The 23314-nt window shown below is 71.3% G+C and carries 23 protein-coding genes and 1 riboswitch; of the genes, 12 read left to right on the forward strand and 11 right to left on the reverse strand.

The features are described from left to right. The first annotated feature begins 11 nt into the window (after window positions 1-11). Window positions 12-491, forward strand: a complete 480-nt coding sequence (locus tag C8E83_RS10050) for a peroxiredoxin (protein WP_121369768.1) — start codon at window positions 12-14, stop codon at window positions 489-491. On the opposite strand, the gene gcvP is transcribed toward C8E83_RS10050, so the two are convergent. From gcvP to gcvT, 3 genes are read right to left on the reverse strand one after another with little or no spacing between them, the layout of a single operon-like run. Further along, entirely contained in the window at window positions 488-3385 is a 2898-nt protein-coding gene (gene gcvP / locus C8E83_RS10055) for an aminomethyl-transferring glycine dehydrogenase (RefSeq protein ID WP_121369769.1), read from the reverse strand. The two genes, C8E83_RS10050 and gcvP, sit on opposite strands and share 4 nt — an antisense overlap. After that, the gene (gcvH, locus tag C8E83_RS10060; protein WP_121369770.1) at window positions 3382-3756 is read right to left on the reverse strand and encodes a glycine cleavage system protein GcvH; all 375 of its coding nucleotides are present in this window, start codon (window positions 3754-3756) and stop codon (window positions 3382-3384) included. Before gcvH ends, gcvP begins: the two co-directional genes overlap by 4 nt. Before the next feature lie 21 nt (window positions 3757-3777). Then, the gene (gene gcvT / locus C8E83_RS10065; protein WP_121369771.1) at window positions 3778-4944 is read right to left on the reverse strand and encodes a glycine cleavage system aminomethyltransferase GcvT; all 1167 of its coding nucleotides are present in this window, start codon (window positions 4942-4944) and stop codon (window positions 3778-3780) included. A gap of 153 nt (window positions 4945-5097) precedes the next feature. Further along, window positions 5098-5210, reverse strand: a riboswitch (glycine riboswitch). A gap of 135 nt (window positions 5211-5345) precedes the next feature. Here gcvT and C8E83_RS10070 point away from each other — a divergent pair. Next, window positions 5346-6242 (forward strand): beta-1,6-N-acetylglucosaminyltransferase, encoded by an 897-nt coding sequence (locus tag C8E83_RS10070; protein WP_121369772.1) that lies wholly within the window; start codon window positions 5346-5348, stop codon window positions 6240-6242. Window positions 6243-6249: 7 nt separating this feature from the next. Here C8E83_RS10070 and C8E83_RS10075 read toward each other — a convergent pair whose 3' ends face one another. Together C8E83_RS10075 and C8E83_RS10080 are read right to left on the reverse strand one after the other, a co-directional pair. Beyond that, window positions 6250-6771, reverse strand: coding sequence for an SseB family protein (locus C8E83_RS10075; RefSeq protein WP_121369773.1), 522 nt, complete (start codon window positions 6769-6771; stop codon window positions 6250-6252). 34 nt (window positions 6772-6805) lie between these two features. Continuing rightward, complete coding sequence (locus tag C8E83_RS10080; RefSeq protein ID WP_121369774.1) at window positions 6806-7993, reverse strand: Gfo/Idh/MocA family protein; 1188 nt, start codon at window positions 7991-7993, stop codon at window positions 6806-6808. Window positions 7994-8118: 125 nt separating this feature from the next. Between C8E83_RS10080 and C8E83_RS10085 the strand changes: the two genes are divergently transcribed. Both C8E83_RS10085 and C8E83_RS10090 read left to right on the forward strand, forming a co-directional pair. Next, complete coding sequence (locus tag C8E83_RS10085) at window positions 8119-9855, forward strand: peroxidase family protein (protein ID WP_121369775.1); 1737 nt, start codon at window positions 8119-8121, stop codon at window positions 9853-9855. Further along, window positions 9852-10913, forward strand: coding sequence for a patatin-like phospholipase family protein (locus C8E83_RS10090; protein ID WP_211331684.1), 1062 nt, complete (start codon window positions 9852-9854; stop codon window positions 10911-10913). Before C8E83_RS10085 ends, C8E83_RS10090 begins: the two co-directional genes overlap by 4 nt. Here the strand turns inward: C8E83_RS10090 and C8E83_RS10095 are convergent. Both C8E83_RS10095 and C8E83_RS10100 read right to left on the reverse strand, forming a co-directional pair. Further along, entirely contained in the window at window positions 10910-11704 is a 795-nt protein-coding gene (locus C8E83_RS10095; RefSeq protein ID WP_121369776.1) for a class I SAM-dependent methyltransferase, read from the reverse strand. The two genes, C8E83_RS10090 and C8E83_RS10095, sit on opposite strands and share 4 nt — an antisense overlap. A 94-nt stretch (window positions 11705-11798) precedes the next feature. Further along, on the reverse strand, window positions 11799-12071 hold the full coding sequence (locus C8E83_RS10100) for a winged helix-turn-helix domain-containing protein (RefSeq protein ID WP_121369777.1): 273 nt from the start codon (window positions 12069-12071) through the stop codon (window positions 11799-11801). A 136-nt stretch (window positions 12072-12207) separates the two neighbouring features. Between C8E83_RS10100 and C8E83_RS10105 the strand changes: the two genes are divergently transcribed. The 6 genes from C8E83_RS10105 to C8E83_RS10130 all read left to right on the forward strand — a co-directional run bounded on the left by C8E83_RS10105 (window position 12208) and on the right by C8E83_RS10130 (window position 17956). After that, window positions 12208-13281, forward strand: coding sequence for an alkene reductase (locus C8E83_RS10105; RefSeq protein ID WP_121369778.1), 1074 nt, complete (start codon window positions 12208-12210; stop codon window positions 13279-13281). A 10-nt stretch (window positions 13282-13291) separates the two neighbouring features. Beyond that, window positions 13292-13774: an FBP domain-containing protein gene (locus tag C8E83_RS10110; protein ID WP_121369779.1), complete on the forward strand. Its 483-nt coding sequence runs from the start codon at window positions 13292-13294 to the stop codon at window positions 13772-13774. A 130-nt stretch (window positions 13775-13904) separates the two neighbouring features. Further along, window positions 13905-15086 carry a LolA family protein gene (locus C8E83_RS10115; RefSeq protein WP_121369780.1) on the forward strand — a complete coding sequence of 394 codons (1182 nt, stop codon included), beginning with the start codon at window positions 13905-13907 and terminating at the stop codon, window positions 15084-15086. Further along, a complete protein-coding gene (locus C8E83_RS10120; RefSeq protein WP_121369781.1) occupies window positions 15083-16048 on the forward strand; it encodes an ABC transporter ATP-binding protein in 966 nt (321 codons plus the stop codon). The genes C8E83_RS10115 and C8E83_RS10120 overlap by 4 nt, the downstream gene beginning before the upstream one ends. Next, window positions 16035-16934 (forward strand): ABC transporter permease, encoded by a 900-nt coding sequence (locus C8E83_RS10125; RefSeq protein ID WP_121369782.1) that lies wholly within the window; start codon window positions 16035-16037, stop codon window positions 16932-16934. Before C8E83_RS10120 ends, C8E83_RS10125 begins: the two co-directional genes overlap by 14 nt. Window positions 16935-17026: 92 nt before the next feature. Then, a complete protein-coding gene (locus tag C8E83_RS10130; RefSeq protein WP_121369783.1) occupies window positions 17027-17956 on the forward strand; it encodes a glycerophosphodiester phosphodiesterase family protein in 930 nt (309 codons plus the stop codon). Window positions 17957-17986: 30 nt separating this feature from the next. Here the strand turns inward: C8E83_RS10130 and deoC are convergent, their stop codons facing one another. Beyond that, on the reverse strand, window positions 17987-18676 hold the full coding sequence (gene deoC / locus C8E83_RS10135) for a deoxyribose-phosphate aldolase (RefSeq protein ID WP_121371847.1): 690 nt from the start codon (window positions 18674-18676) through the stop codon (window positions 17987-17989). A gap of 134 nt (window positions 18677-18810) precedes the next feature. Here deoC and C8E83_RS10140 point away from each other — a divergent pair, with 134 nt between their 5' ends. Beyond that, the gene (locus C8E83_RS10140) at window positions 18811-19593 is read left to right on the forward strand and encodes a hypothetical protein (RefSeq protein ID WP_121369784.1); all 783 of its coding nucleotides are present in this window, start codon (window positions 18811-18813) and stop codon (window positions 19591-19593) included. A 30-nt stretch (window positions 19594-19623) separates the two neighbouring features. Here the strand turns inward: C8E83_RS10140 and C8E83_RS10145 are convergent, their stop codons facing one another. After that, window positions 19624-20529 carry a LysR family transcriptional regulator gene (locus C8E83_RS10145; protein WP_121369785.1) on the reverse strand — a complete coding sequence of 302 codons (906 nt, stop codon included), beginning with the start codon at window positions 20527-20529 and terminating at the stop codon, window positions 19624-19626. A 19-nt stretch (window positions 20530-20548) separates the two neighbouring features. Beyond that, window positions 20549-21382, reverse strand: coding sequence for an aldo/keto reductase (locus C8E83_RS10150; RefSeq protein WP_121369786.1), 834 nt, complete (start codon window positions 21380-21382; stop codon window positions 20549-20551). 138 nt (window positions 21383-21520) lie between these two features. Between C8E83_RS10150 and C8E83_RS10155 the strand changes: the two genes are divergently transcribed. Next, window positions 21521-22366, forward strand: coding sequence for an NAD-dependent epimerase/dehydratase family protein (locus C8E83_RS10155; RefSeq protein ID WP_121369787.1), 846 nt, complete (start codon window positions 21521-21523; stop codon window positions 22364-22366). A 34-nt stretch (window positions 22367-22400) separates the two neighbouring features. Here the strand turns inward: C8E83_RS10155 and C8E83_RS10160 are convergent, their stop codons facing one another. Further along, window positions 22401-23276: an NAD-dependent epimerase/dehydratase family protein gene (locus tag C8E83_RS10160; RefSeq protein WP_245981582.1), complete on the reverse strand. Its 876-nt coding sequence runs from the start codon at window positions 23274-23276 to the stop codon at window positions 22401-22403. Window positions 23277-23314 lie beyond the last annotated feature (38 nt).

Consider the following 23314-nt stretch of genomic DNA (forward strand, 5'->3'; position numbering starts at 1 on the left):
ACCCTGGTGCGATGGGCATCCCCGATGTCGGCGATCAGGCGCCGGACTTCGTGCTTCCGGGCGTGCGCGTCGTCGAGGGAATCACGACGCGACAGGACTTCGCGCTGTCGAAGAGGCCCGGCTCGGCCGTCGTGCTGGCGTTCTACCCGGCCGACGAGTCGACCATCTGCACGACGCAGCTGTGCAGCTACCAGGACGAACTCGACGGCTTCGCCGGGCTCGGAGCCGAGGTGTGGGGCATCAGCCGCCAGTCGCTGGCCAGCCACGAGCGCTTCGCGGCGAACTTCGGGCTGAGCTTCCCGTTGCTGAGCGACGAGGGCTCGACGGTCATCAAGCGCTACGGCATCGGTCTGCCCGGGCTCGGCCTGCGGCGCAGCGTCTTCGTCATCGACGGGTCGAGCATCGTGCGCTGGAAGCACGTGGCGCTTCTCGGCGCCACGTTCGTGAAGGCGTCCGTGATTCAAGACGCCCTCACGAGCGTGATCGCCTAGGCGAAGGCTTCCACGGGCGGGCAGGCGCAGAAGAGGTTGCGGTCGCCGTAGGCCTGGTCGATGCGCCGCACGGGCGGCCAGTACTTCGACCGCACGAGCGAGCGAACCGGGTAGACGGCCTCCTCGCGCGTGTACGCGGCCGTCCACTCCCCCGCGATGACGCTCTCCGCCGTGTGCGGCGCCCCGCGCAGCGGCGACTCGTCGGCCGCCCACTCGCCCGCGCCGACGCGGTCGGCCTCGGCGCGGATGGCGATCATCGCCTCGACGAAGCGGTCGAGCTCGGCGAGGTCCTCGCTCTCGGTCGGCTCGACCATGAGCGTGCCGGCGACCGGGAACGACATCGTCGGGGCGTGGAAGCCGTAGTCGATGAGCCGCTTGGCCACGTCGTCGACCGTCACCCCGGTGGCCTCGCGCAGCGGCCGCAGATCGAGGATGCACTCGTGCGCCACGAGGCCGCCCTCGCCGGCGTACAGCACCGGGTAGTGCTCGCGCAGGCGCGCCGCGACATAGTTCGCGGCGAGGACGGCGGCCCCGGTGGCGTCCGTGAGGCCCCTGGTGCCCATCATGCGGACGTAGGCCCACGAGATCGGCAGGATGCTCGGGGACCCGTACGGCGCAGCGCTCACCGGCACTCCGGCGTGAGCGAGTCGCTCGCCGGCCTCCTGCACCGCCCCGGTGCGACGGTCGGCCTGCTGCGCCAGCGGGTGCCCCGGCAGGAACGGCGCCAGGTGCGCCTTCGCCGCGACAGGCCCCACACCCGGCCCTCCGCCGCCGTGCGGGATGCAGAAGGTCTTATGGAGGTTCAGGTGCGACACGTCGCCGCCGAACTCCCCGAACCGCGCGTAGCCGAGCAGGGCGTTGAGGTTCGCGCCGTCGACATAGACCTGACCGCCGGCGTCGTGCACGGCGTCCGTGATGTCGCGGATGTCGTGCTCGTAGACGCCGTGCGTCGACGGGTACGTGACCATGAGCGCCGCGAGCTCGTCGGCGTGCGAGGCGACCTTCGCCCGCAGGTCGCCGAGGTCGACGTTGCCCTGGGCGTCGCACGCCACGACGACGACGCGGAGCCCGGCGAGCACCGCACTGGCGGCGTTCGTGCCGTGAGCGCTCTCGGGGATCAGGCACACCGTGCGCGCCTCGTCGCCGCGCGACAGGTGGTAGCCGCGGATCGCGAGGAGCCCGGCGAGCTCACCCTGGCTGCCGGCGTTGGGCTGCAGCGATACGGTGTCGTAGCCGGTGACCTCGGCGAGCCAGCCCTCGAGCTGACCGATGAGCTCGAGGTAGCCCTCGACGTCGGCCGCGGGCGCGAACGGGTGGATCCCGGCGAACTCGGGCCAGGTCACGGCGGCCATCTCGGTGGCGGCGTTGAGCTTCATGGTGCAGGAGCCGAGGGGGATCATGCCGCGATCGAGCGCGTAGTCCTTGTCGGCCAGATGCTTGAGGTAGCGCATCATGCTGGTCTCGGACCGATGCGTGCGGAACACCGGGTGCGTGAGGAAGTCGCTCGTGCGCTCGAGCCCCGCGGGGATCGGCGACGTCGACCCGGTCGGCACGGCGAACCCGAGCAGGTCGCCGACCGCCTCGAGGTCCTCCCTGGTGGTGGTCTCGTCGACCGCGACGGAGACCGTGTCGGCGTCGGGCGCGTGCAGCAGGTAGCCGCGCTCGTGGGCCGCGGCGACGATCTCGTGGGCTCGGCCCGGGACGGCGAGGGCGACGGTGTCGAAGAACACGTCTGCGGCGAGGGCGAGGCCGGCCGCCTGTGCTCCTGCGGCCAGATCGGTCGCGTGCTGGTGCGTTCGCCTCGCGATGTGGGTGAGCCCCCACGGGCCGTGGTACACGGCGTACATGGACGCCATGACGGCCAGGAGCACCTGGGCGGTGCAGATGTTCGACGTGGCCTTCTCGCGGCGGATGTGCTGCTCGCGCGTCTGCAGGCTGAGGCGGTAGGCGGGGTTGCCCACTGCGTCTTGCGAGACGCCGACGAGGCGGCCGGGCAGCTGCCGCTCGAGGCCGGTGCGCACGGCCATGTAGCCGGCGTGCGGGCCGCCGAAGCCCATGGGCACGCCGAAGCGCTGGCTGGTGCCGACGGCGACGTCGGCTCCGAATTCGCCCGGCGCCGTGAGCAGCGTGAGGGCGAGCAGGTCGGCCGCGACGACCGCGAGGCCGCCGACCGCGTGAACGGCGTCGACGACGGGCGCAGGATCCCAGACCCGCCCGCTCGCCCCCGGGTACTGCACGAACACGCCGAAGCTCTCCGGCAGCGAGGCGGGCTCTGCCGCGGCCAGCGAGACCTCGACCAGCTCGATGCCGACCGCCCGGGCGCGCCCCGCGAGCAGAGCCTTGGTCTGCGGCAGGGCGTCGGCGTCGACGACGAAGCGGTTCGACGCGGACTTCGAGGCGCGGCGGGCGAGGAGCATGCCCTCGACGACCGCCGTCGACTCGTCGAGCATCGACGCGTTCGCCGTCGTGAGACCGGTGAGCTCGGAGACCATCGTCTGGAAGTTGATGAGCGCTTCGAGCCGACCCTGCGAGATCTCGGGCTGGTACGGCGTGTAGGCGGTGTACCAGCTCGGGTTCTCGAGCACGTTCCGCTGGATCACGCTCGGGGTGACCGTGCCGTAGTAGCCGAGGCCGATCATCGAGCGGTTGACGCGGTTGCGGGAGGCCAGCGTGCGGAGCTCGGCCAGTGCCTCCTGCTCCCCCACGGGCTCGGGCAGCACGCTGCTCGGAAGCGGCAGGGCGGAGATGGCGTCGGGCACGGCGGCGCGGACGAGGGACTCGACGCTGTCGTGGCCGAGCAGGTCGAGCATCGCCCGCTGCTCGGGCGGCGTCGTGCCGATGTGGCGGTCGACGAAGCCGTCGGCGGCGACGCCCTGGACGAGAGCCCCGCTCATTCGGCGGTGAGGGCGACGTACTCGTCGCGCGAGAGGAGGGTCGGGAGGTCGCCGGAGAGCGTGATCTTCACCAGCCAGCCGTCGCCGAACGGCGACGAGTTGACGAGGTCGGGGCTGTCGACGACGGCGTCGTTGATCTCGGAGACGGTGCCGAGCACGGGGGCGAAGAGCTCGCCGACCGACTTCGTCGACTCGATCTCGCCGACGACGGTGCCCGCCTCGACGGTGCTGCCGACCGCGGGCAGGTCGACGTAGACGACGTCGCCCAGCTTGTCGGCGGCGTAGTCGGTGATGCCGACGGTGGCGGTGTCGCCGTCGATCAGGAGCCACTCGTGCTCCGCGGTGTACTTCAGGGTGGTGAGGTCGGTCACGGATATGCCTTTCGCAGGGGCCTAGGAGCGCTTGTAGAACGGGAGGGCGACGACGGTCGCCGGGATCACGGTGCCGCGCACGTCGACGCCGAGCGACGTGCCCGCGTCGGCGACGCCCGGGTCGACGTAGGCCATCGCCACCGGGTGGCCGAGCGTGGGCGACAGGGCGCCGCTCGTGACGACGCCGACGACGGCCCCGGCGGAGTCGACGACGTCGTACTCGGCGCGGGCGGCGCGACGGCCCTCGAGGGCGAGGCCGACGAGCACGCGGGCGTCAGGAGCAGGCGTCACGCCCTCGCGGCCGGCGAACGACGGCTTCGTCATGTCGACCACGCGCCCGAGGCCGGCCTGGACCGGCTTCGTGTCGAGGCCGAGTTCGTGGCCGTAGAGCGGCATGCCCGCCTCGAGGCGCAGCGTGTCGCGGCTCGCGAGCCCCGCGGGCACGACGCCGCGGGGCGCGCCGGCCTCGGCCAGGGCCTCCCAGAGCGCAGGAGCCGAGTCGGGCTCGATGTACAGCTCGAAGCCGTCCTCGCCGGTGTACCCGGTGCGCGCGATGAGAAGCGGCACGTCGTCGAAGGTCGCCCGCAGCACGCGGTAGTAGCGGAGGTCGTCGACCGGCGAGTCGGGAGCGAGGCGGTCGGAGGCGACGAGCTCGTCGAGCACGCCCGCCGACTCGGGGCCCTGGATCGCGATGAGCGCGGTGTCGTCGCTCTCGTCGTCGACGGTGACGTCGAAGCCGTCGGCGCGGCGCGCGAGCAGGGCGAAGGCGGCCTCGCGATTGGCGGCGTTCGCCACCACGAGGTAGTCGTGCTCGTCGAGGCGGTAGACCACGAGGTCGTCCACGATCCCGCCGTCCGTCGACAGCAGCAGCGAGTACTTCGCCCGCCCCACGGCGATGGTCGAGAGGGTGCCGGCCAGGGCGTGGTCGAGGAAGTCGCCCGCCTCGTCGCCCACGACGGCGATCTCGGCCATGTGCGACAGGTCGAACAGCCCGGCCGCGGTGCGGACGGCGTGGTGCTCCTGCAGGTCGGAGGAGTAGCGGACGGGCATCTGCCAGCCGGCGAAGTCGGTGAAGGAGGCGCCGGCGGCGACGTGGACCTCGTGGAGGGGGCTGTGCCGCGGCTCCTGCGCCCCCTCCGCCAGCAGCAGCTCGGACGGTTCGCCGGGAGGGGTGGGGGAATCGGACATTCGGTTGCTCCGGATGGTCGAGGGCGGGCGGTCGCGGATTCGCGAGCGTTCTCCCCCTCTGTCATAGGCCTGAGAGCTTCACCCGGGCCACGAGGGCCGGGCTTTCACCGTGGGCGAGCCGCCGAGTGCGCGACTGCTTTTCAGAGCGGCCGAGTGGTCGTCGCGGTTCTGTGACCTGAGAGATTGGCGGGGATGCTTGCTCCTTCGGTGGCCGACCGCGGCGCCCTGGGGCGGTGCGCGGTCGTGCGCTCTCCCGCGACGGGAGGCGGCCCGATGTTCGATTGTGGCTCGAGCCTAGCAAGCGACGGCGCCCCGCTCGGCGCGCGCACCGCGGGCACGGTAGATTCGACTTCTTGAACGGCGACCTCCCTCGGACGCCGCGCACGAGAAAGCGCTCCGCTATGCCCGTCGACTCCCCCGAGCTCGCCTGCGTGGTCCTCGCCCACAGCGATCCCGCGCAGGTGCACCGCCTGATCGAGGCCCTCGACCCGTTCCCCGTGTTCCTGCACGTCGATGCGAACACGGCCGAGCCCGTGTTCGACGCGATCGTGCGCGACCTGCCCGAGCGGGTCACGATCCTGCGCCGCATCCCCACCCCGTGGGCGACCTGGGGCGCCGTCGAGGCCGAGATCGAGGGGTACCGCGCGGCTCTCGGAGTACCCGGCATCACGCACGTGGCGCTCGTCTCGGGCGCCGACTACCCGATCGCGCCGATCGACGACATCCGCAGGATGCTGCGCGAGCACCCCGGCGACTCGTTCGGGGCGACCTCTCCCCTGCCGTACAGCGAGTGGGGCCACTCCGGTGGGTTCGACCGCCTGCGCTACCGCCACTGGGCGCGAGGCAAGCGGATGCTGCGCCTGCCGATCCCGCGATCGCTGCCGAAAGGCGTGGACTTCGCCGGAGGGGCGACCTCGAAGATCCTCGCCGTCGATCACGCCCGAGCGCTCGTCGCGACCTACGACGCGCGCCCCGACCTCGTCGCGTTCTGGCGCCGCTCGTGGTCGGCGGACGAGACGTTCGTGAACTCGATCCTGAACACGCCCGCGTTCGTGCCGGGCTGGCGCGACGCGCACGTGAACACGCCGCTGTGGTGGATCGACTGGGGCGGACCCCGGAAGAAGAGTCCGCCGTGGCTCACGCTCGTCGACCTGCCGCGCCTCGAGACGCGCCACGTCGACGACGCCCAGCTGGTGCCGTGCACCTTCGCCCGGAAGTTCTCGACGCAGGCGTCGACCGACCTGATGGACGCGCTCGATGCGAAGCTCGGGCTGCGCCCCGGGGCCGCCGCGCGCTAGAGAAGAACTAGAAGTTCGGGATCGCGCTCGGGTCGACCTTGGTCGACGCCGGCGGCTGGTCGCTCGAGGACGCGTCGTCCTGGTTGACACCCTGCGCCGCCGCCATGGCCGCGATCATGCCGCGGACGTCGTTGGCGAGCTGCTGGACGCCCTCGGGCAGCATCTCGAACCCCTCCTCGTTGCCGGGGTTGACGACGAGTCCGGCCTCGGCCGGGATGGCCTGCACGAACTCGGCGGCGGGCAGCTCGACCGCGTAGCCGGCGACCTCGGCGACCTGCTGCGGCACCCGGTCGATGTGCGTGAACACGGCGAGCATCTGCGTGCCCTCGCGGTCGAAGAGCACGGGCTGGAGCTCGTTCATGTCGTCTTTCACCTCGGTCGCCGTGGGCACGACGATGGTCGAGTTGACGAACTGCGAGATGACCTCCTGCATGTCGGAGGCCCCGGCCTGACCCTGGCGGATCGCCGCCTCGAGGGCGGTGGGCTCGCGGGTCTCGTCAGACGTGGGGGTGGGCTCTGGGGATGTCATCGCTCCAGACTGCCTGGGAAACCTCCGTGTGCGCTCAATCGCGCGTCACCCGGTGCCAGGCGCCGTCCGCTGCCGAGGCCTCCGCGGCCTCCACGACGCGGGCCGCGGCGAGCGCGTCGGCGACCGACGGCGCGACCTGCTCGCCGGTGACGACCGACTGCAGGAACTGGTACGCCTCGATGGTCTTGAGGTCGTCGAAGCTCATCGAGATGCCGGCGCCCGGCTGGAAGTGCGAGTAGTCGCCGTCGCCGGGGCCCGCGAGCACGGTCGTGTAGCCGTGGGTGTCGCCGCCGCGACCGAGGCAGACCTCGAGCTCGTTCATCCTGGCGAAGGTCCACTTCAGAGACCCCTCGGTGCCGAAGACCTCGATGGAGTAGTCGCTGCGCGGGCCGACCGCGACGCGGCTGGCCTCGAAGAAGCCGACGGCCTTCGAGTCGCGGAAGCGCACGAGAAGCGAGGCGTAGTCCTCGTTCTCGACGGCGCGCTTCGGGTCGTCGTCGCTCGCGAGCTGGTGTCCGACGGTGGCGTGCTGAGGCACCGGACGCTCGCCGATGACGGTCTGGGTGAGCGCGGTGACGCTGTCGGCCTCCCCGACGATCTGCGAGGCGAGGTCGACGCCGTGGCTGAGCAGGTCGCCGAGCACACCTGATCCTGCCCTCGCCGTCTCGTAGCGCCAGGTGAACGCGCCCAGCGGGTCGGCCGAGTAGTCGGCGAGCAGCGACACCTTCACGTTGGTGATCTCGCCCAGAGCCCCGTCGCGCACGAGACGCTTCGCGTGCTGGATCGCAGGAGCCTGCCGATACGTGAACCCGACCCCCGTCACCAGGCCCGCGGCCGCCGCCGCCCCCACGATGTCGGCGGTCTCCTCGGCGTTCCGGCCGGTCGGCTTCTCGATCCAGAACGGCTTGCCGGCCTCGGCGGCGGCGAGCGCGAACTCGCGGTGGAGGAAGTTCGGGGCGCAGATCGACACGACGTCGACCTCGGGGTCGGCCAGCACGTCGCGGTAGTCGAGGGTGGAGCGCTCGTAGCCGAGGACGTCGACGGCGTAGTCGGCGTTTGCCTGCACGGCGTCGGCGGCGACGACGAGACGGGGGCGGAAGGTCGCCTCGGGGTAGGCGAAGCGGATCGATTCGTACGCCTTGGAGTGCAGGCGGCCCATCCAGCCGACGCTGATGAGTCCTACGCCGAGGGTGCGGTGGGCCGGGTGCGACGATGCAGTCATGCGTAAATGATAGGACAAACGGACATGCAGCGGGTGCGGACTACGCACAATCGCTTATCGACGTCGGGTACAGCCGCCTTCTAGCGTGTGGCGCGATCACACACCCACGCTCGAAGGAGAGCACCATGACCGCTTCGCACTCCACGTCGGCCAATCCGGCCGGCGGTCACGGCGGCGGTGTCCGCGGCGACCTCGTCGCACACCGCTCGAGCCAGTTCGAAGGCCGCTACGGCCGCCTGTTCCGCTCCCTCCCGGCGGCCTCCTGGCCGATGTCCGCGCTCAACGCGCTCGGGCACGCCATGACCGCCGATCCCGAGACGGACCCCGCCGACCCGACGATGCCGGCGGCCTCGCCCGAGACCGACGCGATCCTCCAGGACGACGAGGAGAACGCCGGGATCCCGGCCGGGTACACCTACTTCGGCCAGTTCATCGATCACGACATCACGTTCGATCCTGCCTCCAGCATGATGAAGGCGAACGACCCGGACGCCCTGATCGACTTCCGCACGCCTCGCCTCGACCTCGACAACGTCTACGGGCGGGGGCCCGACGACCAGCCGTACCTCTACGTCGGCAACAAGCTGCGCCTCGGCCGCCACCTCACCGAGGGCGTGGGCAGCGCCACGCCGGGCCGAGGTCACGCGGTGAACCTGCGCGACGTGCCGCGGTACGCAGACGTCGACGACCCGACGCTGCCCAAGCGAGCCCTGATCGGCGACAAGCGCAACGACGAGAACGTCATCGTCTCGCAGCTGCAGTCGTCGATCCTGCAGTTCCACAACCGCCTCGTCGACCTGCACCCGACGTCGACGTTCGCCGAGGTCCAGCAGCTGGTGCGCTGGCACTACCAGTGGCTCGTCATCAACGACTTCCTGGTCAGGATCTGCGGGAAGGACCTCGTGGACGAGATCTTCCCGCACCGCCTCGACTCCGTGCCGGCAGCGGAGAAGCGCCCGACGCTCAGCCTCTACCGCTTCAAGAACGACCCGTTCATGCCGATCGAGTTCTCGGTCGCGGCCTACCGCTTCGGCCACTCCATGGTGCGGCCGATCTACCGCCTCAACACGGTGCTCGACGGCGGCGACGACCCGCTGCACGCGACCGCGCACGAGAAGGCGATCGGCCTCGCCGGGCGGTTCTTCATCTTCGCCGGCGTGCAGATCCGCGGCCTCGACGGGTTCGACGAGTTCCCCTCGCCGTGGGCGATCGACTGGAGCCTGTTCTTCGACATCCCGGGCGTCGCGCCGGTGGGCGGCAAGCGCCGCGTGCAGCCGGCCTACAAGATCGACACGTCGCTGGTGAACCCGCTCGGCTTCCTGCCCGAGTTCTCGACGCTCCTCAAGCCGCCGGTGTCGCCGCCGATCACCGTCGAGAAGCTGCAGGCGAAGCCGGTCGACCCGACCAACGACCCGGCGAACCTCGCGATCCGCAACCTGCTGCGCGGCATGGCCCTGCAGCTGCCGAGCGGCCAGGCCGTCGCCGACGCGCTCGGCATCGACCGGATACCCGACGACCAGCTCACCGTGCAGAAGGCGACCCTCGCCGACACCGCAGCGAGCCCGCAGAAGCTCGTCGACCTCGATACGTCCTTCGCCGGCAACGCGCCGCTCTGGTACTACGTCCTGGCCGAGGCTCAGGTGGAATGGCTGAAGAAGGCGAAGGGGGTCAACGGCAAGGGCGACGCCGAGCCGCTCCACCTCGGGCCCGTGGGCGGCAGGATCGTGGCGGAGACCCTCATCGGCCTGATCCAGGGCGACAGCGAGTCGTACCTCAACCAGCGGCCGAACTTCGAGCCCGTCGTCGACGGCAAGCGCCTCGACACCGTGGGCGCCCTCCTCCAGTGGGCGGTGCGCTCATGAGCGACACGATGCTCGACCCGGTCGAGGCGAAGGAGAAGGACGCCGGCGCGAAGTTCGCCGACCTCGTCCTCGAAGGCGGCGGCGTCAAGGGCATCGGGCTCGCAGGAGCCGTGACCACCCTCGCGCGGGACGGCTACCGGTTCCCGCGCATCGGCGGCACGTCGGCCGGCGCGATCGTCGCCTGTCTCGTCGCCGTCTTCGAGCAGAAGAACGTCGGGCTCGACACGCTCGAGGAGGTCATGAAGTCGATGACGTTCTCGAACTTCGAGGGCCGGTCGTGGGCGCAGCGGGTCTTCGGGCCGGTGGGGAACGCCGCGGCCGTGCTCGCTCACCAGGGCGTGTACTCGTCGGACTACCTCGAGACCTGGCTGGGCGGGATCCTGAAGGAGCACGGCGTCGAGACCTTCGGCGACCTGCGCCTCGACGACCCCGGCGCCGACGCGAACCTCCCCGACGAGCGCAAGTACCGGCTCGTCGTGCACGCCTCCGACCTCACGCGCAAGTGCCTGGTGCGGATCCCGTGGGACCTCCCGCAGTACCTCTGCGCGCCCGACGCCTCGCCCGAGGAACGGAGGGCCGCGATCGACTCGTATCGGCTCGTCGACGCGGTCCGCGCCTCCATGTCGATCCCGTGGTTCTTCCGGCCGTTCCTGCAGCGCACGGCGACCGGGTCGTGCACGTGGGTCGACGGCGGGCTCCTGGAGAACTTCCCGGTCACCGTGTTCGACCGCACCGACGGACGGCCGAACCGCTGGCCCACGTTCGGCGTGAAGCTGTCGAGCCGGCCGGGGCCCGCGTCGAACGACCGCACCGTGCTCGGCAACATCGCCGAGCTCAAGGCCGTGGCGTCGACGACGCTCGGCCAGTGGAACCGCTACGTCCTCACCGACGACGGCGTGGACGCCCGCACCGTCTGGGTCGACACCGACGGGATCTCGGCGACCGAGTTCCACCTCAGCGGCGCGCAGCAGGACACCCTGTACGCCAACGGCACGGCGGCCGCCGACAGGTTCCTCACCGAGTGGCGGCAGATGCAGGCGCCGAAGGTGACCGCCTAGGGGAGCCCGACGAGCAGCCGGAGGGAGCCGTCGAACTCCGGCTGCTCGCGGAGGTGCCCGTGGGCGGCGTCCCACGCCCCGGAGGCGAGGTCGGCCGAGAGGGTGTCGACGAAGCGGGCCTCCACATCCTGCGCCACGAAGCTCCAGGCCGAGTTGGCGAGCCGGGCCCCGGGCTCCAGCAGCCGCTCGGGGCGCCCGTAGTACGCCTCGCCGAAGCCGTCGGTGCAGTCGAGCGGGATGCCGACGTGCTCGATGCGCACCTGCCCGCCGAGCGCCCGGGCGACACGCTCCGGTTCGGGGTAGCGCGACGCCTCGGTGGCGATGACCTCCGGCGCGTAGTCGACCAGCCAGAAGCGGTCGAGGGCCGCAGGATCGCACGACAGCAGCACGACAGGGCCCCGGGTGACGCGACGCATCTCGGCGAGACCCCGCTCGAGGGCGGACCACTGGTGGATCGAGAACGTGGCCATCGACGCGTCGAAGGAATCGTCGGCGAACGGCAGGCTCTCGGCCGTGGCGTCGATCGCCGGTGCCAGGTCGGCGGGCCGCTGGGCGCGCATGGAGGCGCTGGGCTCGACCGGCGTGACCGTGCGGTCGCGCGGCTCGTACGACCCCGCGCCCGCGCCCACGTTCAGCACGGTGACCGCGTCGCCGAGGGCGCGCTCGATCGCGGCGGCGATGCGCGGGTCTGGCTGCCGGTAGTCGGTGTAGCCGCGGCCGATGGTGCCGTAGTCGGCGTCGCCGGCGCTGCCGTCGAGGTGGCGCCCGTCAGGCGCGGTGTCGGTGCTCATGACTCGACCCTACGGTCGGTCGCGAGCGCGCAGCGCTCGACGCGTCGGCTTCGGCCGAGGAGCGCTGCGCCTCGGCCGAGACGGAGCGCCGACCTCAGACCAGGTAGTAGAGGTCGTCGATGGCGTCGCGACCGCGCGCGGGCGACCCGCTGATGCCGCGGATGATGTCGCGTCGCGCGAGGATCCGCAGGTGCGCGTGCAGGGCTCGCGGCGAGCACGGGATCAGCGTGAGCATCTCGGCGGGCGCCAACGCGGCCCGCCCGGAGAGGGCCGTCACGATGCGCGCCCGGATCGGCGACACCGCGACGATCTGAGCGTCGGTGAGGCCGCGGGTGGGCTCCATCGGGCAGAATGTCGGGTTCGTCATACTGAAATTCTATCATTTCTGTCTGTCATGGAGGAAGAGTCAGGGCTGAGAGCATCCTGTGCAGGGGAATGCGAGCGCGCCGGATGAGGTCGCACTCTGGGTACGTCGGGTGCAGGATCCGGCGGAAAGGACACCCGTGGATCTCTTCTCCCCGCTCACCCTCGGCGACCTCGACCTCGCGAACCGCGTCGTCATGGCCCCGCTCACCCGCACCCGCTCCGGGCAGTCGGGCGTGCCGAACGATCTCAACGTCGAGCACTACGCGCAGCGCGCCGGAGCCGGCCTGATCATCACCGAGGGCACCTGGCCGAGCGCGGAGGGCCGCTCCTACCCCGGGCAGCCGGGCATCGTCACGGACGAGCAGGAGGCCGGCTGGAAGCGGGTCGCCGACGCCGTCCACGCCCGAGGCGGGCGACTCGTCATGCAGGTCATGCACGGCGGCCGCGTGTCGCACACCGACATCACCGGCACCGACCGCATCGTCGGGCCCAGTGCCGTCGCCATCGAGGGCGAGACGCACGTGCCCGACGGCAAGAAGGCGTTCCCCGTGCCGCACGAGCTCACCGTCCACGAGCTCGACGACGTGAGGGCCGAATTCGTCGAGGCGTCGAAGCGCGCCGTCCGCGCCGGGCTCGACGGCGTCGAGATGCACTCCGCCAACGGCTACCTCCTGCACGAGTTCCTCTCCCCCGCGTCGAACCGGCGCACCGACGACTTCGGCGGGAGCCCGGAGAACCGCATCCGCTTCGTCGTCTCCGTCGTCGAGGCCGTCGCCGCCTCGGTGGGGGCCGGGCGCGTGGGCATCCGGATCTCGCCGTCGCACAACATCCAGGACGTCGCCGAGACCGACGCCGACGACGTGCAGGCGACCTACAGCGGCCTCATGAAGGCGCTGGCCCCGCTCGGGCTCGCCTACGTGAGCATCCTGCACGCCGACCCCACGGGCGACTTCATCCAGGGCCTGCGCCGGGACTTCGGCGGCGGCTTCATCGTGAACTCCGGATTCTCGCACGTGACCACGCGCGAGGAGGCCATCTCGCTCGTCGAGGGCGCGCACGCCGACGCCGTCGCGGTCGGCCGGGCGATCATCGCCAACCCCGACCTCGTCGAGCGCTGGCGCACCTCGGCTCCCGAGAACGAGCTCGACCCCACGACGCTCTACGGCGCGACCGCGAAGGGCTACATCGACTACCCCGCGCTCGGCGCGTAAGGTCGACGGCGTGAAGCCGTTGACCGAGGACGACATCCGTTCGTCGTTCGTGAACGCCCAGCCGGGCGACCTCGACCGCCTCCCGATCCCCGGGCTGCACGAGATGCTCTGGAACGAGAGGGAGTACCTCGGCTGGCGCGACAGCCAGGCGCACCTGCGCGGCTACATCGTGCACTGGATGGACGGCCGGCCCACGGGCCTCGTCGTGCGGACGTCGTCGACCCCGCTGCGACCCGGCATCGCGGCGATGTGCTCGCTGTGCCACTCCCCTCAGCCGGCGACGCAGGTGCGGCTGTTCACCGCGCCGCGCGCCGGCGAGGCGGGGCTCAACGGCAACACGCTCGGCACGTACATCTGCGAAGACCTCGCCTGCTCGATCCTCATCCGGGTCGCGCCGCCGCACCTCAACCCGCCCGAGCGGATCGCCGAGCGGGCGGAGGGCCTGCTCCAGCGGGTGCAGAACTTCACCGCCAGCGTGATGAAGACCGCCTGACCTCGACGGTTCCGGCCCCACGTCATCCCCTGGTCTGATTTCCGGCCCGAACGCAGGATTCGAGGGCGCTTTGCAGACAGCGGAGGTACCGTTCCGGCACGGCCCACACCACACCGAAAGCTGGCCTGCCATGACTCTCGAATCCCCGACCTCCAAGGCGCGGCTGCGCTGGATCCCCGCGCTCGCCGTGCCCGCCGCGGTCGTCGCCGCCGTGATCGCCGTGCCGCAGATGGCGAACGCCGACGTGAAGCTCCCGTCGAAGACGCCCGCGGCCATCGTTGCACTCGCCGAGTCGAGCCAGGGCGTCTCGTTCTCCGGCACCGTCAGCGAGACCGCGAACCTCGGCCTGCCCGACATCTCGTCGTCCGCCCTCGGCGGCGGCAGCGACTCCGACAGCGTCTCGAGCGCTCTCTCGCAGCTCACCGGAACCCACACCGCGAAGGTCTACGTGTCCGGCACCACGGCGTCGCGCATCCAGACGCTCGACAACCTCGCCGAGCGCGACGTGATCCGCAACGGCGACTCCATCTGGACCTACGACTCGAAGTCCAACAGCGCCGTCCACATCACGTTGCCCGCGAAGGGCGTCCACGCGACGCCGCAGACCGACACCGGCCAGGCTTCCATGACGCCGCAGAGCGTCACGGCCGAGGTGCTGAAGAACGTGAAGAAGTACTCGACGGTGTCGACCAGCGAGAACGTCAAGGTCGCCGGCCGCACCGCCTACGGCCTCACCGTGACCCCGAAGACGTCGAAGACGCTCGTCAAGTCGGTCACTCTCGACATCGACTCCGCCACCGGCGTGCCGCTGCGCGCGACGATCCTGGCGAAAGGCCAGACGAAGCCGGCCTTCGAGGTCGGATTCACCGACATCTCGTTCTCGAACCCGTCGGCCTCCGTGTTCTCGTTCACACCCCCGAAGGGCGCAAGCGTCAAAAACGTGAGCCCCGCGGAGCACTCCGGCCTCGCCCACGGCGTCCAGCCGGGCGTGCAGACGCAGAGCGGCGAGGCCGCGACGGCGCAGCAGAAGGCCCAGGCCAAGTACAAGTCAGCGCTGGCCAAGTACGACCCGCAGGTGCTGGGCTCGGGCTGGACCACGATCCTCAGCGCGACGCTGCCGAACGGCGCCGCCGGGCTCTCGGCGGGCGGCGGCCAGTCGTCTCAGCTCCTGAACCAGGTGCTCACCCGCGTCGACGGCGGCCGCGTGCTCCAGACGGCGCTCGTCTCCGTCTACATCAGCGACTCCGGGAAGGTCTACGTGGGGGCCGTGAGTGCGGCGACGCTGGAGGCCGAGGCAGCGTCGCAGAAGTGACCTCCGCGGCTCCTGCGCCCCTCGCCATCGAGACGACGGGGCTGACGAAGCGGTTCTCGAAGCAGCTCGCCGTGCAGGGGCTCGACCTGGCGGTGCCGCGCGGCAGCGTGTTCGGGTTCCTCGGGCCGAACGGCTCGGGCAAGACCACCACGATCCGCATGCTGCTGGGCCTCACGCGCGCCACGAGCGGTGACATCCGCCTTCTCGACGGCGACATGCCCGGGCAGCTCGCCGCCGTGCTGCCTCGCGTCGGCGCGCTCGTCGAGGGGCCGGCCTTCTACCCGTTCCTCACCGGCCGACAGAACCTGCATCGGCTCGACACCGCCGACCGGTCCGCGCCGACCGCCACGCGCTCCGAGCGGGTCGCCGCCGCCCTCGACCGCGTCGGGCTCTCGCACGCCGCCGACAAGAAGGCCCACGCCTACTCGCTCGGCATGAAGCAGCGGCTCGGCATCGCGAACGCGCTGCTCATGCCACGTGACCTGCTCGTGCTCGACGAGCCGTCGAACGGCCTCGACCCGCAGGGCACCCGCGAGGTGCGATCGCTGATCGGCTCGCTCGCCGACGACGGCACGACCGTGTTCGTGTCGAGCCACCTGCTCAGCGAGATCGAGCAGATGTGCTCGCACGCGGCGGTCATGAGCGCGGGGCGCCTCGTCACCCAGGGCACCCTGGAGGAGCTGCGGGCGGCCGGGCGACAGCGCGTCAGCGTGACCACGCCCGACGTCGACGCGGCGCTCGGCGTCCTCGGCCGACTCGGGCTCGACCCCGAGCCTCGGGGTCACGGCGAGCACGTCACGGGCGTGGCGGCCGACGTGCCCGCCGACGGGCCAGCCGCCGAGATCGTGGCGAAAGCCCTCGTCGACGCAGGCGTCAGGCTTCGCGGCTTCGAGGTCGCCGGCGCCAGCCTCGAAGACCGCTTCGTCGACCTGACCGGGGAGGGCTTCGATGTCGCAGGCTGACGAGACCACGGCCGCACCGATCCGGGCGCAGGAGCAGGCGACAGCCCCCCGCGCCTCCGTCTCCGGCCCCGGCCCCGGCCCGGCCCTCCTCCTCTCCGAGATCCGCACGCTCTTCCGCCGCGCGCGCACGATCGCGATGCTCGGAGCGCTCGCCGCGATCCCGATCCTGCTCGCCGTCGCGGTGCGCATCACGACGCGGGGCGACGCCGGTCGCGGTCCGGCCTTCCTCGGCTCGATCGCCGGCAACGGCCTGTTCGTCTCGCTGACGTCGCTCGTCGTGGCGATCCCGCTATTCCTGCCGCTCACGGTCGGAGTGGTCGCCGGCGACACGATCGCGGGCGAGGCCGGCCACGGCACGCTCCGGTACCTGCTGGTGGCACCTGCCGGCCGCGTGCGCCTCTTGGTCACGAAATACCTCGGAGCGGCGCTGTTCTGCCTCGTCGGCGTCGTCGTGATCGTCGTCGTCGGCGGCATCATCGGCGCGATCCTCTTCCCGGTCGGTCCCGTGACCCTTCTCTCGGGGCAGACGGTCGGCTTCGCCGCCTACGCCGGCCGGATGGCCCTGCTGGTGCTTTACGTCACCATCTCGCTGCTCGGCCTCACGGCCATCGGCCTGTTCATCTCGACGCTCACCAGCGTGCCGGTCGGGGCGATGGCGGCGACGATCGTGCTCTCGACCGTCGCCCAGATCATCGGGCAGCTGCCGCAGCTGTCGTTCCTCGACCCGTTCCTGTTCACGAACTACTGGCTGGGCTTCGCCGACTTCCTCCGGTCGCCGATCTCCTGGGACAACCTCCAGGCGAACGCCGTGCTGCAGGGCTGCTACATCGTCATCTTCGGCTTCCTGGCCTGGGGTCGCTTCACCACGAAGGACATCCTCAGCTGAACTGCCGCGCTGCCCGCTGCGGACCGACCGCGGTGTGAGCGCGGACCGGACTGGGGGTCGCGCGAGCCCTCGGCGCCATTCATACTGAGGCGATGCCGACGTCGCCCGAATCGACGCCGAGCGGCCCCGCCCGGCACCGTCCGTCGCGCCGCACGGTGATCCTCGGCGCGGGTGCGGCCGCCGTCCTGATCGCCGGCGGCGCCACGGCGGCCGCGATCTCCTCCCGCCGCCCCGCCCCGACCACGCCGGGCAAGCTCGTCTCGCCCCTCCTCGCCTCCGAGCGCTTCACCGTCGCGCACCACGGCTCCGACCTCGACTGGCCCGAGGAGTCCGGCTACGCCTACCGCCGCAGCGTCGAGGCCGGCGTGGACGCCCTCGAGGTGTCGCTCGCGCGCACCTCCGACGGCATCTGGTTCGGCCTGCACGACGCCACCCTCGACCGCACCTCCGGCACGAAGGACTTCGTGGCCGCCGACCACACCTGGAGCGAGGTGCTGCAGCACCGGATCACGAGCGCGGGCACCTCGGACCGTGCTCAGCCGGCCCGGCCGTACGTGCGGTTCGTCGACCTGCTCGACGCTTACGGGGCGACGCACACGTTCTTCGTCGACCCGAAGGTCGTCGACGCGACGCACTTCGACGAGCTGCTCGACCTCATCGGGAAGCACGTTCCGCACCCCGCCGACACGGTCATCGCGAAGGGCTACTGCACCGCCACCGCGTGGGGATCGTTCGCGCGCAAGCACGGCCTCGAGACGTGGGGGTTCTACTACGGCAACGAGATCGAGGGGCAGAAGAACCTCCTCGCGTCGACGCAGGAGACCTGGAGCACCGTCGGTCTCAACTACACCGCGACGGCCGCGCAGTGGGCGATGATGCAGGCCCTCGGCAAGACGATGATCGGCCACGTGCTGCCGTCGGCCGAGGCCGCTCGCGAGAGCCTCGACCGCGGTGCGACGGGGCTCATGATCGCGAGCCTCGAGAAGACCCTCGGCGGGCTGCCGTCGCCGAGCCCGTCGTAGACCCCAGAAGGTCGCAGCGAGCGGCGCTCGTCAGTAGGACGAGGAGGCGGCGCCGGCCGGGGTGGTGTCGGCGAGGAGCGCCCTCGATCCTGACACCCCGAGGCGGCTGGCCCCGGCTGCGATCATGCGGCGGGCGTCGTCGAGGGTGCGGACGCCACCGGAGGCCTTGACGCCGAGGGCGTCGCCGACGGTCTCGCGCATGAGCCGGACGGCGTGCTCGGTCGCCCCGCCCGCGGGGTGGAAGCCCGTGGACGTCTTGACGAAGTCGGCGCCCGCCGCGACGGCGGCCCGGCAGACCGCGACGATCTCGTCGTCGTCGAGCACGGCCGACTCGATGATGACCTTCAGCACGGTGGGCGACGGAACGGCCTCGCGCACGGCGCGGATGTCGGCCTCGACGTCGGCGAAGCGCTTCTCTCTCGCGGCGCCCACGTCGATGACCATGTCGATCTCGTCGGCACCGCGCTCGACGCTCTCGCGGGCCTCGGCCGCCTTGATCGCGGAGGTGTGCTTGCCGCTGGGGAACCCGCACACGGCGGCGACCTTGAGGCCGGCAGCAGGAGCCGACAGGGGCAGCATCGACGGCGACACGCAGACCGAGTACGTGGCGAGCTCGACGGCCTCCCGCACGAGCGCCTCGACATCGTCTCGGGTCGCCTCGGGCTTCAGCAGGGTGTGGTCGATGATGCCCGCGATCTCGCGGCGTTCGGCGTCGTTCATGGCCTTCACACTACGCGGGTGCCGTGGCCGAACGAGCCCGTGCGGTCTCGTGGTCTAGGGTCGTCTCAGGGGGTTCTCGATGAGCGCTCTCTGAGGCGCCGAGGAAGGCGCTCCGCGAATACGAGGGGGATCCCATGAAGTTCCGTTCCGCTGCCGTCATCGCCGTCGCCGCCGGCGTCCTGGTCGCCACCGCCGCCTGCTCGTCGGGTTCGGGCGCAGGATCCGGGTCGGGTGCGTCGGGGTCGAGCTCGACGCCCGCCGCGTCGAAGGCCGCGAGCGCCAAGACCTGGACCGCCGACGAGCTCCCGCCGCTCCTGCAGACCGCGGCGAAGCAGGTCGGAGTCACCGGCACCGTCCTCGACAACGCGCAGGTGCAGTCGAAGATCTCGTCCGCCGGCGGCGCCAACGGCATCTCGTCGCTGCTGTCGCAGTCGGGGATCACGATCTCGCCGGCGTCGTGCAAGCAGATCATCACCGACAACCTGTCGACGACTCCTCCGGCGGGCACCGTCAACAGCATGCTCACGTACGGGTCGAACGCGGTCTTCGTGACGACTGAGGCCGGCAAGAGCCTGCCCGCGTCGCTCACCACCGACGCGCAGAAGAAGCAGGAGCAGGCGCTCTCCGAGTGCGGCTCGATGAAGCTGTCGCTCACCGAGAGCGGGCAGACGATCAGCATCCCGCTGACGATCAAGAAGGTCGACGTCTCGACCGACGCCGACCAGACCTACGCCTACCAGGAGACCGTGACGCTCCCCGCCGCGGCCGGCGGGACCTCGACGGCGATCGAGATCGTCAGCGCGATCTCGGGCAACCTCGTCATCACCTCCGAGGCGGCCTCGGGCTCGACGGCGACTGCGTCGGCGGTCTCGCCCGCGGCCATCATCAACGCGGTGATCGCGGCCTCGAAGAAGTAGCTCGCTGCGTCCCCGCCGGCGCGAGGCGCGTCAGGCGGGGACGAGCAGGGGGACCATCTCGAGGAGGTGACCCGCGATGGTGCCGACCCCGTCGGCTCCTGCGGGCACGGCCACACCCACGGCCCAGCGCGGCGCCGACGGATCGGCCAGAGGGATCTGCGCGAGGCCCTGCGCCTGGGGCTTCTGCGCGATCGGACGAGGCACGAGGGCCGAGCCGAGACGGCGCTGCACGAAGTCGAGCAGGGTGTGCACGTCGTTGACGACGAACGCCACGCGCCGGTCGAGGTCGCGGGCGCGGAAGGCGGCGTCGGTGATCGCCCGCACGCCCCAGCTCTCGTGGAAGTCGACGAAGGTCTCTCCCTCGAGCTCGTCCCAGGCGACCTGGGCGTGCCCCGCGAGACGCGAGCCGGGCGGGCACACGAACACCAGCGGCTCGACCGCGATGGGGTGGATCACGGGGGCCTGGGGCCGAGTGTCGAGCGCGCCGTCGGCGCCCGCCACGAAGGCGATGTCGAGGAGGCCCGAGCGGACCTCCGAGAGCAGCTGCCCGGACCCTGCCTGCTCGAACGACACGACCACCTTCGGGTAGCGCTGGTGGAAGCGCGCCAGGAGGTCGGGCACGTCGATCGCGCCGAGGCACTGCTCGCCGCCCACCCGGAGCGTGCCGATGACCTCGCCGCGCGCCGCGATCACCGCGTCGCGGCCGGCGACCGCCTGCGCGAGCAGGGCTCGGGCGTGCGGCAGCAGAGCGCGCCCGGCCCCGGTCAGCTCGACCCGCCGGGTCGTGCGCGTGAACAGCGGCGTGCGCAGTTCGTCCTCGAGGGTGCGGATCGCAGCCGACAGGCCCGACTGCGACACCCTCGTGGCCTCCGCGGCACGGGTGAACTGGCCTTCGTCTGCAAGGGCGACGAAGTACTCCATCTGGCGAAGGTCCACGGTATCGGGCCGCCTGCCGCTAGTTGACCTCGAGCGGGTTGCCGCCGACTCGACGGTTCTCGTCGAGGGCGTCGATCGCGGCCATCTCGTCGGCCGACAGCTCGAAGCCGAACACGTCGAGGTTCTGCGCCATGCGCTCGCGGTGGTTCGACTTGGGGATCACGACGAGCCCGGTCTGCAGGTGCCAGCGCAGCACGACCTGGGCCGGCGTCACGCCGTGCGCGGCCGCGGCGACCTGGATCGACGCCATGCCGAAGAGGTCGTACTTGCCCTGGCCGAGCGGCCCCCACGACTCCGTGACGATGGAGTGCTTCGCGTGGAACTCGCGGAGCGCCCGCTGCTGGAAGATCGGGTGCAGCTCGACCTGATTGACCGCAGGAGCCTGCCCGGTCGCGTCGATGATCCGCTCGAGGTGGTCGATCTCGAAGTTGCTCACGCCGATCGCCCGGGCGCGGCCGTCGGCGGCGAACGAGGTGAACGTCTTCCAGGTGTCGACGTAGAAGTCGTTGGCCGGCATCGGCCAGTGGATCAGGTACAGGTCGAGGCTGTCGAGCCCCAGCGCCTCGAGGCTGCGCTCGAACGCGCCCTCGACGTCGCGCGCCTTGTGGTGGTCGTTGCGGAGCTTCGTCGTGACGAAGACCTCGTCGCGGGCCAGCCCGGAGGCCTTGAGCGCCGCGCCGACCTCCTTCTCGTTGTTGTAGCCGGTCGCCGTGTCGATGTGGCGGTAGCCGACCTCGAGGGCGTCCTCGACGACGCGCTGAGTGTCGGCCGGGTCGACGAGGAAGACGCCGAAGCCGAGCTGCGGGATCGAGGTGCCGGACGAGAGGGCGAGCGAGGGCGCTGAAGCGGTCATGCGTCGAACCTATCTCGCGGCGACCCTACAGGTCGAACAGCCAATCCTTCTGCGATTGACAACCTGCGCTTCTGAACAGCCGCCGCTGGTTGACTGGGGCGCACGATCCGAATCCCCCACGTTCGAAGGAGAACCGCAGTGAAGATCGCTCTCACCGGAGGCAGCGGCAAGCTCGGCCGCAGCGTCCTCACCCGCCTGCGCGCCGACGGCCACGACGTCACCAACTTCGACCGGTTCGGGGAGCGCGGGCCCGGCTTCCTCCGCGTCGACCTCACCGACTACGGCCAGGTGCTCGACGCCGTCCTCGGCCTCGACGAGCGCCAGGGCTCGTTCGACGCGATCGTGCACCTCGGCGCCATCCCCGCGCCGGGGATCCTGCCCGACGCCGAGACGTTCCACAACAACATGCTCTCGACCTACAACGTCTTCCAGTCGGCCCGTCGCGCCGGCATCAAGAAGATCGTCTACGCATCGAGCGAGACCGTGCTCGGCCTGCCGTTCGACGTCGACCCGCCGTACATCCCGGTGGACGAGGAGTACCCGGCGCGCCCCGAGAGCACCTACTCGCTCGTGAAGCACCTCGAGGAGACGATGGCGAAAGAGCTCGTGCGCTGGGATCCTTCGCTGTCGATCACCGGCTTCCGCTTCTCGAACGTGATGAACCCCGACGACTACGCCGAGTTCCCGTCGTTCGACGACGACGCGATGAAGCGCAAGTGGAACCTCTGGGGCTACATCGACGGGCGCGACGGCGCGCAGGCCGTGGCTCTCGCGCTGCAGAAGGCCGAGCCCGGCTTCGAGGCGATGATCATCGCCGCGGCCGACACCGTGATGTCACGACCGAGCGCCGAGCTGGCGCGCGAGGTGTTCCCGAACGTCACGATCACGCGCGACGTGCAGGGCACCGAGACGCTGCTGTCGATCGAGAAGGCGCGGCGGCTGCTCGGCTACGAGCCGGAGCACTCCTGGCACGACCACGTGTGACGCGCGCGCGGGCGGGCGGCGGGGCCGGGCGCCGCTACGGGTGCCGGATGCCCTCCCCCGCCAGCACGGCGGCGTAGCCCTCCCGGTACGACGGATAGCGGAAGCGGAACCCGGTGGAGCGGAGCAGGTCGTTGGCGAGGCGGCGGTCGCCGGTGGGCTTGCGGCCTGCTCCTGCGCCCTGGTTGCGCCCTGACGGCGGCTCGCGCACGTCGAGTGAGCGGGCGAGGAAGCCCAGCACGTCGCCGAGTTGCGCCGGCTCGTCGTCGACCCCGATCAGCACGGGCGGCGGCGCCGAGCGCAGCAGAGCCAGGTGCACGAGCGCGCGGGCGGCGTCGTCGCGGTGGATGCGGTTCGTCATGTGCGAGCCGCGCGGCACACGGCAGTCGCCTGCCCGCACCTGGTCGATGAGGCGGGTGCGCCCTGGACCGTAGACACCGCCGAGTCGCAGGATCGACGACTCGCCCTCGTACCGCTCGACGATCGTCTCGGCCTCCCGCAGCACCTTCGCCGTCGGCGTGTTCGGGTCGGTCGGAGTCCGCTCGTCGACCCAGGAGCCGTCGTCGACGCCGTACACGGCGGTCGACGACACGAGCAGGAGCCGCGGGGTCGCCCGGGCACTCGCCGCTCCCTCGAGCACGTGGCGGAGCCCGTCGACGTAGACCGCCCGGTAGGCCTCCGCCGTGCGCTCGGTCGCGGCCAGCGCGACGATGACGACGTCGACGTCGGCGGGCACGTGGGGTGCGTCGTGCGTCAGATCGATGCTCTGCCGCGCGAACGCCGCCGGCAGCACGTCGGCGGAGCGTCGCACGCCGATCACGCGGTGGCCGCGGGCAGCGAGAAGCAGGCCGGTCTCGGTGCCGAGGTCGCCGCAGCCCGCGATCAGGACCGTGATGGTGCTCTCCCCCGGCATGCCACCACGCTAGCGCGCCGACCGGCCCGTCGGTGCTG

It is taken from the genome of Frondihabitans australicus, from assembly GCF_003634555.1.
GTDB classification, from domain to species: Bacteria; Actinomycetota; Actinomycetes; order Actinomycetales; family Microbacteriaceae; genus Frondihabitans; species Frondihabitans australicus.